A 16198-nucleotide genomic window follows, 5' to 3' on the forward strand; every position below is an offset into this window, starting at 1 on the left:
GGGTGCATCGGTGCATCGGGGGTGCACGGGGTGTGCAGGCTGGTCGTCCTCGGCGGGTGGTGAGCAGTGGCAAGCAAGGAGACGGCGGCACCGAACCGGGCGTTTCAATCGGTGCTCTCACAGGCGGGGATGAGCAACAACGGGCTCGCCCGGCGCATCCGCGAGGAATCGCAGCGGCGTGGCAATCCGCTCTACACCGACCACGGGACGGTCGGTCGCTGGCTCAACAAGGGCCAGCAGCCGAAAGCGGAGACCGCCCAGCTCATCGCGACCATCCTCTCCCGGGAGCTAAAGCACGCGGTCACGGCATCCGCGCTTGGGTTTACGAGTGCATCAGTAGCCACGCCCGCCGCGCAGCTCGTTCGCCTGGACGTCGAGTACCCGGCCGACGCCGGAGCGGCGACGGACGGCCTCAGTGCCCTGGCTAACGCTGACACCGAGGGCTCCTCGCCCGAACGGATGCGCAACTGGGACGTTCACGCTGCTCCCGGTGTGATCACTGGCTACCTGTTTGGTGATGGCGAGCCGGAGACGACGGCGGTTGCGCGCGACGACGCACCGATCGACGCGACGTCGATCCGGCTGACGACCGCCAAGCTCATGGAACTCGACTTCCAGCTCGGCGGAGGCCATACCCGGGAACTGCTGCTGCCCTACTTCAAGTCGCAAGTGCTCCCGCTGTTCGGCGCCCTCCCGCGGGGCGGCGGACGACGTGACCTCTTCGTCGCCACAGCCGAGCTCGCACAGATGTTGGGATGGAGCGCCTACGACGCCGGCCGGCACGGCGCCGCCCAGAGGTACTTCGTTCACGCGCTCCGCCTGGCTCGGGAGGCCGACGACAACCTGCTCGGCGCGCGGCTCCTCTCCAACCTCAGCCACCAGGCGAACTACCTCGGCGCCTTCCCCCACGCTGTACAGCTCGCCCGCGCGGCGCAGGCCGCCGCGACCAACCGAGGGCCGTCGTCAGCAACCACTCTCGCGATGCTGACAGCGATGGAAGCGCGGGCACTTGCATCGCTTGGAGACGCGGCGCGGTCGGCTGCCGCACTGGCCCGCGCGGAACAGGTGATGGATCGCAGCAACCCTGACGAGGATCCCGAGTGGATCGGCTACTTCGACCGCGCCGAACTGGCGGGGGAAGCCGCGCACTGCTTCCGAGACTTGCGCCGACCGACCGAGACGGGCGAATTTTCGATGCTCGCGCTACCGCCTGACTGCCCGCCGCGAACACGAGCGTTCATCAACCTAGTGAGCGCGACGGCCGTACTTCATGCCGGCCATCTCGACGAAGCTGTGGAAGGCGTTCGCACTGCTGTGACGCTGGCCGGGTCGCTGAAGTCGAGCCGCTATCAACGGTACGTCCGTGACTTCGTGGCGACGGTGGTCAAGCTCCACCCTCGCGACGCGCGGGTCGCCAACCTGGTGGCCTTCACCGCTCCAGTGATTAACGACGAACGTTCACTGCTGCCGGATCCCGCTCTTTGAGCATCAAGGGCGCGCTCCGCGCGCCTCCGGGGCAGGGTCCAGCCTTGCCGCTTCGCCACGGCCGGACCCGCCCCGGCCTGAATGGTCGCCGCCCCTAGGATGGGCGAGACCGCTGCACCACAGCACCACCGGGATCGTGGGCGTCACGTTGGCGGCGCATAGTTGCCGCTGACATGGAGACGTTCCGCATGATGGACTTTCTGGCCACGCTCGATTGGGGCACAGTACCGGCGTGGTTCGGCGGGATCTCGTTTCTTCTTGCGCTTCGCATATTCGCGAAGGATCGGCGCGCATCCGATCGTGAGCAGATCAACCAGCTTGGCGTTTGGCCAGACACCACGAGCGCTCCACACAGCGAGGAGTGCGGCAGGTACTTCCTTATTGTCAAGAACGCTAGTAATCTTCCACTTCGCGTGACGGAAATAAGAACCGCTACCTATCCCCGGTGGGTCAAGGACGTGCCCGAGGAGAGCATCCCCACCGCCGCGGTACAGCGAGTGCAGCCAGGCGAAACGCCCAGAATTGATACGACTCACTTCGGCATCATCCCGCCCGAGGAGGAGAAGCGGTCCGAGCAGCTTCCTCACTTCGGCGAGATCAGGCCGAAGGAGGAAGGCTGGCGCCTGGGCGAATGGTCCCACCTCCGAGCCGAGGTGCGACACATCCTTGCCGTGGATAACGCCAACAGACGATGGATCATCCGACCCAACAAGGGTGGAGCCGCACGCCGAGTTCGCTGGTATAGCCTGCTTCGAGAGCGAATCCGAAACCCCTTCCATCCGTGGTCGCGACCGATCGACTCATTCATTAGCTACTGGGTGTGGATGAAGTTGCGAGGATTCAAGCCTAGCAATCTCCGGCGCCGACCGTGGCGCATGGGAGAGGGAATGCGCTTCCCGGACTGATGTTGACCATCCCCGAGGTTCCGCTCCCTCTGCCATTGATCGTCCACGTCGAGCAAGGCGGCCAGGACGAGGGAGCCGGGGAGGTCTGGGCCATGCTCGGGTTGGCTTCCGCGGCCGGGCTTCGGCTTAAGATCATGCCGTGGCCAGGCCGTGGGATGCCGGACGGGGTCGACGAACGTCGACAGCTGCTGCCAAGGTTCGCGCACGTCAGGATCGCCGGGTGTCATCGCCCCAGGTGACCGCGAGCCGGTGACAGACCTACGACGACTGACCAGACGTGCCGGCGGAAGCCGATCCTTTTGAACTAAAAGGGGTGCCACGGGACGGTTGGCCGTCCGGCTCGGATCGTGGTCAAACGCTTCTCGAACTCCGCACGGATCTCGGGGTCCTGGTCCACGTTCTGCATCAGCCATGTCGTCATAGAGATCTCGCGTGCGCGGCGCAGCACGTCGAACCCCGACCACGTCGAGACGTCGAATCCGTAGGCGTCGACGAACTGGCCGTACTGCTCGGTGGTCCAGAACCCAGCCGTCACGTATTCGGTGGCCGTCATGGCGAGGTCCCACTCTGGGTGCCCCCAGCAGAACCCCTCGAAGTCGATCAGCTCGGCTCGGCCGCCCGTGATCATCAGGTTCTGCACGTGGGCGTCACCGTGGTTCACACCCTCGGGCAGCGGAAACTCGAGCTCGCTGACCGCGGCGAGCAGCTCGTCGAAGACCTTCAGCAGGAAGGAGCGCTCGTCCTCGTCCACGCGCGCCGTCTCGAGACGCGGACGGACACGCTGCAGGGGGTCCTGCGTGGGTAGGCGAAAGTCGGCTGGTGGCGGTAGCTCGTGCACCTGCTTAAGCAGCCGGCCAAGAACTCGAACGTCGCCCGGGCCGCCGCGCCTGCCGGGGATATAGCGCCAGAACGTGACAGGGTGGCCACCGACGTCGAGCGGCTGGTCAATCGGCCACACACGTGCGGCCGGAATGCCTGCCGCCTTCAACCACTCCGCGACCGCGACTTCTTTCGTTGCGTCGTCCCAGTACCGGGGGCCTCGCGCGATCCGGACCACCAACGGCGCGGAAGGAACGTGGTAGATCGCGTTCTCGCCGAGTCGCAGCAGCTCGGCGCCGTCGTGGCTCACGCCGATCCGGTCGCAGGCCTCGTCGAGCACGATGCGCGTCGACTCCCGGCTGAACGTCGTCACCGCGCGGCCACTCACGGCGGTCACGGTACGGGCCGTGCCGGTGCTCCTCAGCTCCTGCCGGAGCCACGCCGGCGGGACACGACGAACGTCCGAACCGGCACCTCCTCACCCGCTCGGAACACGTCCATCTCGTAGGTGGAGAGCTCGTCCTCGGCGTCACCTCGACGCAGGGCAGCGTCGAGCAGCAGCTCTCGTAGCTCCCCTGGGTGGTCGGGATCGCCCTCTGCAGAGAACCGCGCAACCTCCACTCCGGCCCTGCGCACCACCAGGTCGAGCAGCACGAGCTCGGCCGGGTCAGCCGGCGCGGGCTCGGCAACCGGCGTCAGCACCGGCTCGACGATGGCCTCGGGCAATCGCACCACCTCGAACCCGCGTCCGGTTACCGGCCGGATTAGTCCCTCCTCGGCGAGCAGGACGGCGGCCCGGTGCGCCGTTCCGACAGCGACCCCGTGTTCAGCGGCAAGCTGCTTCTGCCCGGGCAGGAAGGACCTGACCGGCAACGCACCGGCGGCCACCTGGTCGCGCAGCAGGGCGGCAATCCGTTCGTACGGATGCGGGGCCCGTGACAAGGCCACGGCTGCGCCGGGTAGGGGCCGTGCCGGCATCCGACCGGCCAGTGTCGATGCAGCTCGCTGGTCGGACTCGGCGACCCACGCCGTGTAGTAGCGCAGGGTCGTCGTCCCGCCGCCGCCGTGTCCTAAACGGCCCGCCACCGTCCTCGGGTCGACACCCGCAGAGATCAGCTCGGTAGCGGAGTAGTGCCGGAGCTTGTGGATCGACGTGTCGATGCCCAGCCGGCGCACGAGGTCGCCGAAGCGCTGGCTCACGGAGTCCGGCAACAGGTGCTTGCTGCCGTCCGGCGCGCTGGAGAACACGAACGCGTCGGCGGGCAGCGCGACATCGAGCGCCGCCGCGCGCTCCTCGCAGCGCTCGCGGTGTTCGACGAGCAGCACGAGCGTGTCGGGGTCGACCGCGATCCGGCGCTTCTGATGGTCTTTCGTGTCCTTCTCACCGAGCTGCTTGCTGCGCTGCCAGATGCTCCGCCGGACCCACAGCACGCCGTTGTCCAGACCGACGTCTCGCCAGCGCAACGCGCACAGCTCGCCGCGCCGGGCCCCGCTGACCATCGCCACCCAGAGCAACAGCCCCCACTCGACGTCCGCCCAGGCCTCGCTCAGGATGCGAGCCGCCTCGGCGGCCGTCGGCGGCCGGGGGTCGGGCTTGGCAGCCGGCGGTGGCTCGGCCTGCCCGATCGGGCTGGTCCCAATCCACCGCCACCGAACGGCCTTACGGAGTGCGCCGCTGAGGATGAAGTGGATCTGCCGAACCGTCGAGTCGCCGAGTGGGCGGCAGATGTGCGGGCCGCAACGGTGGTCGCACACGTGGTCGATCGAAGTGCGGTGATCGGTCCGAGGGCGCCGGTCGCAATGGTCCCGGCACCGGCGCAGCTCGGCGTAGTACGAGTCAAACAGTCCCCCGTCGAGTGCGCCGACCTGCTGGGTTCCGATCAGCGGCCGGATGTGTTTGGCCGCGTAGCCGATGTACGTGCTCAGCGTGGCCGGCGCCAGCTTCGCCAACTCGAAGTGCCGGTCGAGCATCTGGTTCACGGTCGCGGACGTCCGCGGGTGCCTGCGCTCGTCGACCTGGTTGAGCAGGCGCGTCCGTGCAGCCTCGGCCTCGGCGGCCGCTCGCGGGCCCGGCGGGATGACCTCGACCAGCTCGTTCCGCTTGCCGGTCAGCGCGTCCTTGCCGCCGTAGACGCGCACCTGCAGTGCGCCGCTCGGGAGTTCTCGCACGCTCCCGCGCCGGCGCTGCCGGGGGCCAGACTTCGCTGCCACGGGCGAGATTCTACCCGCCTGGTGGCATGAAGCGTGGCATGATCTGCAGACCACGATCTTTGATCGCAACGAAACAGCTGTTCAGAGAGGGTGGGCCCCCGGGGGATCGAACCCCGAACCCGCGGATTAAAAGTCCGCTGCTCTGCCGATTGAGCTAGAGGCCCCGGCCGCTCGCAGCGGCCCGGCCAGCCTACGACGCCCGGCGGTCAGGCGTACGTCCGGACGAGGCGCAGCACGTCGTCGGCGTCGGGACCCTCGGCCGTGAGGGTGGAGGCGGCGGGGTCGAGGCGGCGGGCCGCCACCAGGCAGAACTCCAGGGCCGGACCGAGGACCGTGGTGGTGGCGTCCTCGTCGCCGATCTGCCAGGTGCTGCCGTCGGGGGCGGTGAGGCGGGCGGCGACGGGGCCGGCGGGCGGGTCGAGGCCGGCGCGGATGAAGGCGTAGGGCACGGTCCGGACGGCGAGGCGGGCGATGTGGCGCAGCCGGTCGCCCGGCACCAGCGCCGCCCCGACGGCGTCGGCGACGTCGTGGGTGTGGATCCAGGTCTCGGCCAGGCGGGTGGTCGCCATCGTCCGGGCCGGGAGGTCGGTGACGACCCAGGGCATCGGCCGGCGGGGGTCGGACTCCGCGAGCAGCGCGCGCACCGCCGACGCCGCCGCCCGCCACCGCGCGTGCACCTCGGGCCCGGGGGCGCCGCGCTCGCGCTCGACCATCACGCCCACCTGGTCGTCGACGGTGCCGTCCACGGGCTCGCCGGTGATCCGCGCCGCGGCCGCGGGGAAGCCGCCGTCGACGCTCGCGACGACGAGCTCGTCGGTCTGCGCGAGGTGCAGCACGACGTCGGCCACCGACCACCCGGGACAGGACGGGACGGGGCGCGCCCAGCCGTCGGCGTCGAGGCCGGCGAGCAGGTCGTCCAGCTCGCGGTGCTGCTCGGTGAGGGCCTGCACGATCGCGTCCACGCACCGATCCTGTCCTGCCGGCCGCGGCGGAGGGAAGCGGCCCGAAAGGAGTAACAGAGGGTGAGTGATGACTGCGGTGCGTGACCGTCCATCCTGTCGCCATGCGCTCCTCCCGCCTCGTCGGACCGGTCCTGATCGGCGTGCTCGCACTCGGCGGGTGCAGCGGCGCCCTCGCGGCCGCCCCGAGCACCACGCCCACCACCACGCCCTCGCGCGACGTGCAGGTCAGCGCGACGTTCAGCACCGACGGCGGTACGGCGATCACCTACGACCCGGAGCTGGTGCCGGTCGGGTCGCGGGGCGCGGTCAGCTCGAGCACCGGCGACGACGGCACGACGGTCATGCTCGCGGTCCGTGGCCTGGAGCCGGACCGCCGCTACGGCGCGCACGCCCACACGCAGCCGTGCGGGCCGACGGGCGACCTGGCCGGGCCGCACTTCCAGAACGAGGTGGACCCGGTGCAGCCCAGCGTCGACCCGGCGTACGCGAACCCGGAGAACGAGATCTGGCTCGACCTCACCACCGACGCGTCGGGTGCGGGCAGCGCCACGACCACCGTGGCGTGGGGCTTCCCGCGCGACCGGCGCGCGCAGTCGGTCATCGTCCACGCCATGCCGACGGCCACCGACCCCGGCGAGGCGGGCACCGCGGGCGCCCGGGCGGCCTGCATCTCCGTGGACTTCTGAGGAGGGGGACAATCGGGGCGTGACCGTCTCGACCCGCTACCGCCCGCTGCGCATCGGACCCTTCGTGTCCGAGACCCCGGTCGTGCTCGCGCCGATGGCCGGCATCACCAACGCCGGGTTCCGGCGCCTGTGCCGCGAGCAGGGCGCCGGCTTCTACGTGTGCGAGATGATCACTTCGCGCGGGCTGGTGGAGAAGAACCCGCTGACGCGCCGCATGATCGCGTTCTCCGACGACGAGCAGCCCCGCTCGATGCAGCTCTACGGCGTCGATCCGGTGGCGATGGGCCGCGCGGTGCGGATCGTCGCCGAGGAGGGCCTCGCCGACCACGTCGACATGAACTTCGGCTGCCCCGTCCCCAAGGTCACGCGCAAGGGCGGCGGAGCCGCGCTGCCCTACAAGCGGCGCCTGTTCGAGGCGATCGTGAAGGCGGCCGTCGACAACGCGGGCTCGATCCCGGTGACGGTCAAGATGCGCATCGGCATCGACGACGGGCGCCACACCTACCTCGACGCCGCGCAGCGCGCGGTCGGCGTCGGCGCGCAGGCCGTGGCGCTGCACGCCCGCACCGCGGCGCAGCGCTACTCCGGCACGGCCGACTGGTCGGCCATCGCGCGGCTGCGCGAGGCCGTGCCCGGTGAGATCCCGGTCCTGGGCAACGGCGACATCTTCAGCGCCGCCGACGCGCTGGCGATGGTCGACCGCACGGGCTGCGACGGCGTCGTCGTCGGCCGCGGGTGCCTGGGCCGCCCGTGGCTGTTCGGTGACCTCGAGGCCGCGTTCGCCGGGCGCCCGCTGCCCGAGCCGCCGACGCTGCGCCAGGTCGCGGCCACCATGCACCGCCACGCCGAGCTCCTGCAGGAGCACATGCACACCGACGCGGACCCGACCAAGGGCATCCGCGACATGCGCAAGCACGTCGCCTGGTACCTCAAGGGCTTCCCGGTGGGGCCCGAGGTCCGGCGCCGGCTCGGCCTGATCACCAGCGTCGACGAGCTCGACGAGCTGGTCGCCGGGCTCGACCTCGACCAGCGCTTCCCCCCGGAGGCCGACGGCCCGCGCGGCCGCCAGGGCTCCCCCGGCCGGGTCGTGCTGCCCGAGCACTGGCTCGACGATCCCGACGACCTCACCGTCCCCCTGGGCGCCGAGATGGAGAACTCGGGCGGCTAGGCCCCAGCCCGACGACCTCCGCACAGCCGCTCGCCCGGCTCCTCCCCGGGCGCCACGACGGCGGCGCCACCCCGATCCACCGGGTGACCGCTGTTGATCTTCGACTCCCCGGTCGGGTGGCGCCGCGCGCGAAGGGGTGGCCCTGCTCAAGCACCCCGGGCGAGGAGTCGATGAGGGGTTACGAGAAGGAGGTGGGCATGGTGGGAACGACGACGGGAACGCCGCCCCGGGCCGTGGCCCGGCACACGGCAGCCGCGGAGGAGCTCGCCGCGGAAGGTCGCTGGGAGGAGGCCTACGAGCACCTGCGCGCCGCGATGCGCGCTCTCGGTGGACGCCCCGCGCCGACCGACGAGCTCGACCGCCTCCGCCGCGAGCACGCCGAGGCGCGCGAGCAGAGCCGCCGCGACAGCCTCACCGCCAGCTACAACCGCCGCTACCTCGACGAGCGGCTGCTCGCCCTGCTCGACGCCCCCGTCCGCAGCGGGGCCCTCGGGCTGTCGGTCGCGATCGTCGACGCCGACCACTTCAAGCTGGTCAACGACACCTACGGCCACCAGTTCGGCGACCGCGTGCTGCAGCGGCTGGTCACGCTCCTCGACTCGGGCCTCCCCGACGGTGGGTTCTGCGCCCGCTACGGCGGCGAGGAGTTCGCCCTCGTGCTGCCCGACCACGACCTCGCCGCCGCTGTCCGGGTCTGCGAGGCCGCCCGCGACCGCATCGACCGCTACCCGTGGGCCGAGCTCGACCCCGGCCTGCGCGTGACGATCAGCGCCGGCGTCGCGCACTCCGACAGCCACCCGCCGGAGGTCGAGCAGGTCGTCGGCGCCGCGGACGTGCTGCTCTACGCGGCCAAGAACGCCGGTCGCAACGCCGTCGCCTTCCGCGACCCGCGCACCGGCCTCGTCCGCCTCGCGGGGGCCGCCGCGCACCGCCGCGCCATCCCGCAGACCGAGCGCACCACCGGCTGACGCCGCCCGCTCCACGCACCTCCCCGCGTCCCGCGCGCGTCCCGTCGTGCGCGGGACGCCGCTGCGTGCGCGCCCCCGCTCCGACCGGCGCCGTCGGTGGCGGCACGTGACCCGGCTGTGATCAAACCCGGGCGCCTCCGTACGCTCGTGTCCCGCTGAGTCGCGGGTTCCGGGAGGTGCGATGGAGGACGGTCACGACCGTGCCCCGCGCCATCCCCAGCCCGACGACGTGAACGGCCGCGGCCCGCGCACGCCGGGTGGCCGCGCCGCCCGCCGCCGGGCCGCTGAGGCCCGCGACGACGCCGCGCGCCGCGGTGCCGGATCGGCGCCGGTCACGCCGCCCGGTGCTCCGCCGGCCGGTCCTTCCGCTGCCGGTCCTCCTGTCGGCGGTCCGGTTCCGGCCGGACCGCGCCGCGCGAACGGACAGCGGCCGGTGCCGCCGAACGGGCGGCCTGCGCAGGACCGGGGACGGCCGGGACAGGCCCGGCCGGACCAGGGCGGGCCGGGCAGCCGGGTGCCGCCGGGGAACCCCGGCACCGGCCGGTACGGGCCCGTGCCCGTGCAGGCACCGCCGACGCAGCCGCCCCCGGCGCCGCCCCGGTCCGGGCCTCCCAGATCCGTGCCGCCCCCGCCGGGCCCACCCCGCACCGGCGGACGCTCCCGGACCGGCTCCGGCTCCGGGCCCGTCGGAGGCGGCCCAGGCGGCCCCGGTGCCGTCAGCCCCGGTCCCGTCGGAGGCCCCGGCGCCCGCACGCGTCCCCCCGGCCCGCTCGCGGGTCGTCCGCCCGTCGCGCCCGGCCGCCCTGGCCCGCCCCCCGGCGAACCCCCGAGCGGTCCGCAGGGCCGCGCACCCCTGCCCGCACCACCCCCGCAGGGCCCCGGACGCACAGGCTCGACGGCCTACGCCCCACCGGCCCCCGTGAAGCCCGGCCCGATGGCGCCGGCCGACGCCGCCCGCACCGCCGGCACCCCCGCCACGGGTGTGCCCACGAACGACGCACCCCTGTCCGGCGCAGCGACGACCGGCGCAGCGACGACCGGCACCCACACGAACGGCGCGGCACACACCGGCGCCCCCACGACCGGCACCCGGCGCCCCGACACCGCACGCCCCGACACCGCACGCGGGACCCCCGAGACCCCCGCCGACGCCGAGCGCCGCGCGGCCCGCCCCACGGGCGCGGCCCGGGCGAACGACGCCGAGGAGGTCCGCCGCATCGACGAGACCCTCACCCGGCTCACCGCCGCCCACGCCGGCGTCACCCTGGCCCGGACCGACGCCGACGCCCCCGCCCCGCTCCCCGAGCGCGTCCGGGTGCGCCCCGGCGCCGTCCATGTGCTCGTCGCCGTCCTCGCGCTCGCGGTGTTCGCGGTGACCGCGTTCCAGTACGTCGGCAAGGCCCGCCTCGACGCCGCGGTGACGCAGGTGACCGCGCTGGACCCCGACTCCGGCGCCATCGTCGACGCCGACGCGCAGGCCGGGGACGAGAATGTCCTCATCGTCGGCACCGAGCCCGCGGGCGCCGCAGGGGGCGCCCCCATCGACACGGTGCTGCTCGCGCACGTCCCGGCGGGCGGCGGCGACGTCGTGGGCGTGGCGGTCCCGCACGACCTGGAGGTCAACCGGCCGCCGTGCCGGCGCTGGGACCCGGCGACCCGCGACTACGTCGAGGAGACCGTGCCCGCACAGGCCCGCACGCCGCTGATGTCGGCGTTCGAGGTGGGCGGGCCGCAGTGCGTCACGCGCGTCGTCCAGCAGCTCACCGGCCTCGCCGTCACCCGCTTCGTCGGCATCGACCTCGACGGCATCGGCGACCTCGTCGACGCCGTCGGCGGGGTCGACGTGTGCGTCGAGCAGCCCGTCGTCGACGGCGTGCTGGGCGCGGTCGTCCCCGCCCCCGGCACGGCCTCGCTCGACGGCGTGCGCGCCCGTGACTTCGTGGCCGCCCGGTCCGTCACGGGCGACCCGCCGGGCGGGCGCGGTGTGCTGGAGCGCCAGCAGCGGCTGGTCACCGCGGTGCTGGAGAAGACGCTCTCGCGCGAGGTCCTGCTCGACCCCGCGCGCACCGGGTCGCTCGGACCGGCGCTGGGCGCCGCGCTCACCGCCGACGACGCCGACCTCGACCGGATCCTCGCCACCGCCCGCTCGGTGCGCGCCTTCGCGGCCGAGGGCGTCACGTTCACGGCCGTCCCGACCTCCACCGAGACCAGCGGCCAGGGCAACACCCTGGTCCGCGACGCCGACGCCGCCGCGCTGTTCGCCGCGCTGCGTGAGGGCACGCCGCTGCCCGACCAGACCGTCCTGGCCGCGGGGGCTGGCCCCGCGCCCGCCGACGTCACCCTCGACATCCTCAACGCATCCGACCAGCAGGGCCTCGCCGCCGAGATCGGCGGCACGCTGGAGACGCTCGGGTTCGGTGTCGACGAGATCGGCAACGCCCCGCAGGCCGCGCCGGACACCGTCATCCGCTTCTCCCCCGACCGCGCCGCGGCGGCCGAGCTCCTCGCCGACACGGTGCCCTCGGCGCGGACCGTGCCCGACCCCGGCGAGAGCGGCGTGCTGCAGCTCGTGCTCGGCCGGTCCTTCGACGGAGTGGTGCGCGCACCGTCCACGACGCCCGCCGCCGCGAGCCCCGCGACGCCCCCGGCGACCTGCGCCTGACGCCCGCCCGCCAGCGTTCACCTCCGGTTCACCCGTCGGCACTGCCAGGGGTGGCGCGCCCCTCTAGTCTCCTATCATGCGCGACGCCTACCAGGAACAACTCGACACGCTGGCCGAGGAGCTGGCGGGCATGTGCGACCAGGTCGCCGACGCGCTCGCCAAGGCCACCAAGGCCCTCCTGGAGAGCGACCTGCAGCTCGCCGAGGAGGTCATCTCCTCCGACATCCGCATCGACGAGCTCCGCGCCGCGGCCGAGGAGAAGGCGTTCGCGCTGCTCGCGCTGCAGGCCCCGGTGGCCACCGACCTGCGCACGGTCGTCTCCGCCATCCACGGCGCCGGCGACATCGAGCGCATGGGCGACCTCGCACTGCACGTGGCCCAGGCCGCGCGCCGCCGCCACCCGGAGCCGGTGCTGCCCGCCGACGTGAGCGGCTACTTCGCCGAGATGGGACGCGTGGGGTGCCAGCTGGCGCACAAGGCCGGCGACGTCATCCGCTCCCGCGACCTCGCCCGCGCCGAGGAGCTCGAGCGCGACGACGACGCGATGGACGACCTGCACCGCCACATGTTCACGGTGCTGATGGACCCGGCCTGGACGCACGGCGTCGGCCCCGCCGTCGACATCACGCTGCTGGCCCGCTTCTACGAGCGCTACGCCGACCACGCCGTCGCCGTCGCCCGCCGCATCGTCTACGTGGTCACCGGCCGGATGCCCGGCCCGCTGGCCGTCTGACCTCCCGTGGTCCCCCCGCCGCTGTCTCAGCAGTTGACCGACCTCACTAACCTGCTGGGACGGATGTGCACGCACGCGGCGGGCTCGTTGCAGAACGCGACCGCCGCGCTGCTGGAGGGCCGGGACCGGCTCGCCGCGCAGGTGATCGGGCGCGAGCGGGAGCTGGAGGCGCTGCGCGCGCAGATCGAGGACCTGGCCCGCGACGCCCTGCTGTTCCACCAGCCGGTGGCGGGCGACCTGCGCGCCGTGGTGTCCACGATCCGCTCGGCCGGTGACATCGACCGGATGAACCGGCTCGCCCTGCACGTCGCCGAGGCGGTGCAGCGGCGGCACCCCCGCTCGGTCCTGCCCTCCGAGGTGCGCGACGACTTCGCCGAGATGGGCCGGCTCGCCGTCGCGCTCGCGGTGAAGGCGGCCGAGGTCGTCCGCACCCGCAACGTCATCCGCGCGGTCGAGCTCGACCGCGACGACGACGCCATGGACGTGCTGCACCGGCGGATGTTCGAGGTGCTGATGGACCCGGCCTGGCCGCACGGCGTGCCCACGGCCGTCGACATCACCCTGCTGGCGCGCTACTACGAACGCTTCGCCGACCACGCCGTGGCCGTGGCGCGCGAGACCGTCTACGCCGTGACCGGCCACGAGCCCGACGCCGTACCGATCTGAGGATCGGACCGCGCCGGGCTCCCGGTGCCGCGTGCGGGGTGCTCAGCCGAAGCGGCCGGACACGTAGTCCTCGGTGGCCTTCTGCTTGGGCTGCGAGAAGATGGTCTTGGTCTCGTCCATCTCCACGAGCTTGCCGGGCTTGCCGGTGCCCTCGATGTTGAAGAACCCGGTGTAGTCGCTGACCCGGGCGGCCTGCTGCATGTTGTGCGTGACGATGACGATCGTGTAGTCCGTCTTCAGCTCGTTGATGAGGTCCTCGATCGCGAGCGTGGAGATCGGGTCGAGCGCGGAGCACGGCTCGTCCATCAGCAGCACGTCGGGCTGCACGGCGATCGCGCGGGCGATGCACAGGCGCTGCTGCTGCCCGCCCGAGAGGCCCGCTCCCGGCTTGTCGAGGCGGTCCTTGACCTCGTTCCACAGGTTGGCCCCGCGCAGCGACCGCTCGACGAGCTCGTCGGTGACCGCCTTGCTCGCCTTCTTGTTGTTGAGCCTCTGCCCGGCGATCACGTTGTCGTAGATCGACATCGTGGGGAACGGGTTGGGCCGCTGGAACACCATGCCGACCTGGCGGCGGACGGTCACCGGGTCGTAGCCCGAGCCGTAGAGGTCGTTGCCGTCGAGCTCGAGCGAGCCCTTGACGTAGGCGCCGGGGATCACCTCGTGCATCCGGTTGACCGAGCGCAGGAAGGTCGACTTCCCGCAGCCCGACGGCCCGATCAACGCGGTGACCTGGGCCGGCCGGATGGACATGGTGACGCCCTCGACCGCGAGGAAGGAGCCGTAGTAGATGTTGAGGTCACGGACCTCGATGCTCTTGGCCACGTGGGGTTTCCTATCGGATCTTGGGCGAGAACAGGCGGGAGATCAGGCGCGCGAGCAGGCTCAGCACCATCACGATCAGCATCAGGACGAAGGCCGCGGCCCAGGCCCGGTCCAGACCGGGCTGCGGAGGCACCCCGGGCTGGGTGTAGGAGTAGTAGGAGAACACCGGCAGCGAGGCCATCCGCCCGTCGAACGGGTTGAGGTTCACCCCGGTGGTGGCGCCGAGCGTGATCAGCAGCGGGGCCGTCTCCCCGATCACCCGGGCGATCGCCAGGGTGATACCGGTGGCGATGCCGGCGACGGACGTGCGCAGCACGACCTTGACGATCGTGCGCCACTTCGAGACCCCGAGCGCGTAGGAGGCCTCGCGCAGCTCGTTCGGCACGATCTTGAGCATCTCCTCCACCGAGCGGACGACGACCGGGATCATCAGCACGCTCAGCGCGACCGCGCCCATGATCCCGAGGCGGATGCCCGGGCCGAAGAAGAGCTGGAACAGCGCCACCGCGAACAGCCCCGCGACGATCGAGGGGATGCCGGTCATGACGTCGACGAAGAACGTGATCGACCGCGCCAGGCGGCCCTTCCCGTACTCGACGAGGTAGACCGCGGTCATGACGCCGATCGGCACCGAGATGAGCGCGGCCAGGCCGGTGACGATGAGGGTGCCCATGATCGCGTGGTAGGCGCCACCGCCCTCACCGACGACGCCGAGCATCGAGTTGGTGAAGAACTGCACGTCGAACCGGTTGGTGCCCAGCGTCACCACGGTGAACAGCAGGGACGCCAGCGGGACCATCGCGATCGCGAAGGCGCTGCCGACGACCGCGGTGACCGTCCGGTCGGCGGCGGCGCGCGAGCCCTCCACCACGCGGGCCCAGAGGTGGATCACCACGACGTTGGCGACGGCCGCGCCGACGGCGAGCAGCGCCAGATTGGTCCCGAAGGTCAGGCGGAGCAGGATCGCGACGGCGACCACGACCCCGAGCACGATCCACTGCGCCCGGGGCGGCAGCGAGCCGGTGGCCCTCGGGGAGGGACCCTGCGGGGCCTGGAGCGTCGACTGCGACCCCGAGGTCTTGGTCGTCGAGGTGGTCATCAGTTCGCTCCCGAGAACTCGCTGCGGCGGTTGATGATGTACCGGGCGAACGCGTTGACCAGGAACGTCACCACGAACAGCACGAGGCCCGTCGCGATCAGCGCGTTCACCGCGAGACCGCTCGACTCGGGGAAGTCCAGCGCGATGTTCGCCGCGATCGTCAGGGCGTTCTGACTGCCGATGATGTTGAAGCTGACGATACCCAGCCCGGAGATGATCAGCGCGACCGCGATCGTCTCACCGAGCGCCCGGCCGAGTCCGAGCATCGCACCGCTGATGATCCCGGACCGGCCGAACGGCAGGACCGCCATCTTGATCATCTCCCAGCGGGTGGCACCCAGCGCGAGCGCGGCCTCCTGGTGCAGGCGCGGGGTCTGCAGGAACACCTCACGGCTGACCGCGCTGATGATCGGCAGGATCATCACGGCCAGCACGAGGCCCGCGACCAGCATCGTCCGGCCGGTGGTGGAGGCCGGCCCGGCGAACAGCGGGATCCAGCCCAGGTTGTCGGCGAGCCACTGAGCCGTGGGGACGGTGGCCGGAGCGAGCACGGTGACCCCCCACAGCCCGTAGACCAGGCTGGGGATCGCGGCGAGCAGGTCCATCAGGTACCCGAGCCCCTGGGCGAACCGCGGCGGCGCGTAGTGGCTGATGAACAGCGCGACCGCGACGGCGAACGGTGTCGCCACCACCAGTGCGATCGTCGCGGAGAGCAGGGTGCCGAACAGCAGGGGCCAGACGAACCCGACGAACGCGCGCTCGTTGCCCACCTCCTCCGGCGAGGCGAGGATCGCCGGCACCCCCTCCACCAGCAGGAAGGCCGCGACCCCGGCCAGCACGAGGAGGATCAGGACCCCCGCGCCGGTGGCGAGCCCGGCGAAGATCTGGTCACCGGGACGCCGGACAGGCCGCGACGACGGGGTCGGGGTGGGCGTCTCCGGCTCGATGGTGGTGCTCAACGTCGTCCCTTTCCGAGGGATGGGATCACGAGGCGCGCGACGGCGCGCCGGTC

Annotated in this window: 14 protein-coding genes and 1 tRNA gene; 8 read left to right on the plus strand and 7 right to left on the minus strand. The window is 72.2% G+C overall.

Features of this window, described 5'->3' with window-relative positions:
- The first annotated feature begins 66 nt into the window (after positions 1-66).
- Both I4I82_RS12710 and I4I82_RS12715 read left to right on the plus strand, forming a co-directional pair.
- Positions 67-1485: an NsdA family TPR-like regulatory protein gene (locus I4I82_RS12710; protein ID WP_218595747.1), complete on the plus strand. Its 1419-nt coding sequence runs from the start codon at positions 67-69 to the stop codon at positions 1483-1485.
- 173 nt (positions 1486-1658) lie between these two features.
- Positions 1659-2390: a hypothetical protein gene (locus I4I82_RS12715; protein WP_218595748.1), complete on the plus strand. Its 732-nt coding sequence runs from the start codon at positions 1659-1661 to the stop codon at positions 2388-2390.
- Positions 2391-2694: 304 nt separating this feature from the next.
- On the opposite strand, the gene I4I82_RS12720 is transcribed toward I4I82_RS12715, so the two are convergent.
- From I4I82_RS12720 to I4I82_RS12735, 4 genes are all read right to left on the minus strand, one after another.
- Positions 2695-3597: a phosphotransferase enzyme family protein gene (locus tag I4I82_RS12720; RefSeq protein ID WP_218595749.1), complete on the minus strand. Its 903-nt coding sequence runs from the start codon at positions 3595-3597 to the stop codon at positions 2695-2697.
- A gap of 32 nt (positions 3598-3629) precedes the next feature.
- On the minus strand, positions 3630-5348 hold the full coding sequence (locus I4I82_RS12725; RefSeq protein ID WP_226370017.1) for a tyrosine-type recombinase/integrase: 1719 nt from the start codon (positions 5346-5348) through the stop codon (positions 3630-3632).
- A 163-nt stretch (positions 5349-5511) separates the two neighbouring features.
- A tRNA-Lys gene (locus I4I82_RS12730) sits at positions 5512-5584 on the minus strand.
- Between the two features lie 42 nt (positions 5585-5626).
- Positions 5627-6382, minus strand: coding sequence for a maleylpyruvate isomerase family mycothiol-dependent enzyme (locus I4I82_RS12735; protein ID WP_218595751.1), 756 nt, complete (start codon positions 6380-6382; stop codon positions 5627-5629).
- Positions 6383-6483: 101 nt separating this feature from the next.
- Here I4I82_RS12735 and I4I82_RS12740 point away from each other — a divergent pair, with 101 nt between their 5' ends.
- The 6 genes from I4I82_RS12740 (at position 6484) to phoU (I4I82_RS12770) (ending at position 13265) form a co-directional block, all read left to right on the plus strand.
- The gene (locus I4I82_RS12740; RefSeq protein ID WP_218594432.1) at positions 6484-7068 is read left to right on the plus strand and encodes a superoxide dismutase family protein; all 585 of its coding nucleotides are present in this window, start codon (positions 6484-6486) and stop codon (positions 7066-7068) included.
- A 19-nt stretch (positions 7069-7087) separates the two neighbouring features.
- A complete protein-coding gene (gene dusB, locus I4I82_RS12745) occupies positions 7088-8236 on the plus strand; it encodes a tRNA dihydrouridine synthase DusB (protein WP_226370018.1) in 1149 nt (382 codons plus the stop codon).
- A 197-nt stretch (positions 8237-8433) separates the two neighbouring features.
- Positions 8434-9204: a GGDEF domain-containing protein gene (locus I4I82_RS12750; protein ID WP_218594434.1), complete on the plus strand. Its 771-nt coding sequence runs from the start codon at positions 8434-8436 to the stop codon at positions 9202-9204.
- A gap of 934 nt (positions 9205-10138) precedes the next feature.
- Positions 10139-11866, plus strand: a complete 1728-nt coding sequence (locus tag I4I82_RS12760; protein WP_218595752.1) for an LCP family protein — start codon at positions 10139-10141, stop codon at positions 11864-11866.
- Between the two features lie 76 nt (positions 11867-11942).
- On the plus strand, positions 11943-12599 hold the full coding sequence (phoU, locus tag I4I82_RS12765; RefSeq protein WP_218591888.1) for a phosphate signaling complex protein PhoU: 657 nt from the start codon (positions 11943-11945) through the stop codon (positions 12597-12599).
- A gap of 6 nt (positions 12600-12605) precedes the next feature.
- Positions 12606-13265, plus strand: a complete 660-nt coding sequence (gene phoU, locus I4I82_RS12770) for a phosphate signaling complex protein PhoU (protein WP_226370019.1) — start codon at positions 12606-12608, stop codon at positions 13263-13265.
- A 42-nt stretch (positions 13266-13307) separates the two neighbouring features.
- Here the strand turns inward: phoU (I4I82_RS12770) and pstB are convergent, their stop codons facing one another.
- Genes pstB through pstC form a run of 3 tightly spaced genes read right to left on the minus strand, consistent with a single transcriptional unit; the run spans position 13308 to position 16145 of the window.
- The gene (gene pstB / locus I4I82_RS12775) at positions 13308-14087 is read right to left on the minus strand and encodes a phosphate ABC transporter ATP-binding protein PstB (protein ID WP_218591889.1); all 780 of its coding nucleotides are present in this window, start codon (positions 14085-14087) and stop codon (positions 13308-13310) included.
- A gap of 10 nt (positions 14088-14097) precedes the next feature.
- Complete coding sequence (pstA, locus tag I4I82_RS12780) at positions 14098-15186, minus strand: phosphate ABC transporter permease PstA (protein WP_218591890.1); 1089 nt, start codon at positions 15184-15186, stop codon at positions 14098-14100.
- Positions 15186-16145, minus strand: coding sequence for a phosphate ABC transporter permease subunit PstC (gene pstC, locus I4I82_RS12785; protein WP_218591891.1), 960 nt, complete (start codon positions 16143-16145; stop codon positions 15186-15188). The genes pstA and pstC overlap by 1 nt, the downstream gene beginning before the upstream one ends.
- Positions 16146-16198 lie beyond the last annotated feature (53 nt).

It is taken from the genome of Pseudonocardia oceani, from assembly GCF_019263585.2.
GTDB lineage: Bacteria > Actinomycetota > Actinomycetes > Mycobacteriales > Pseudonocardiaceae > Pseudonocardia > Pseudonocardia oceani.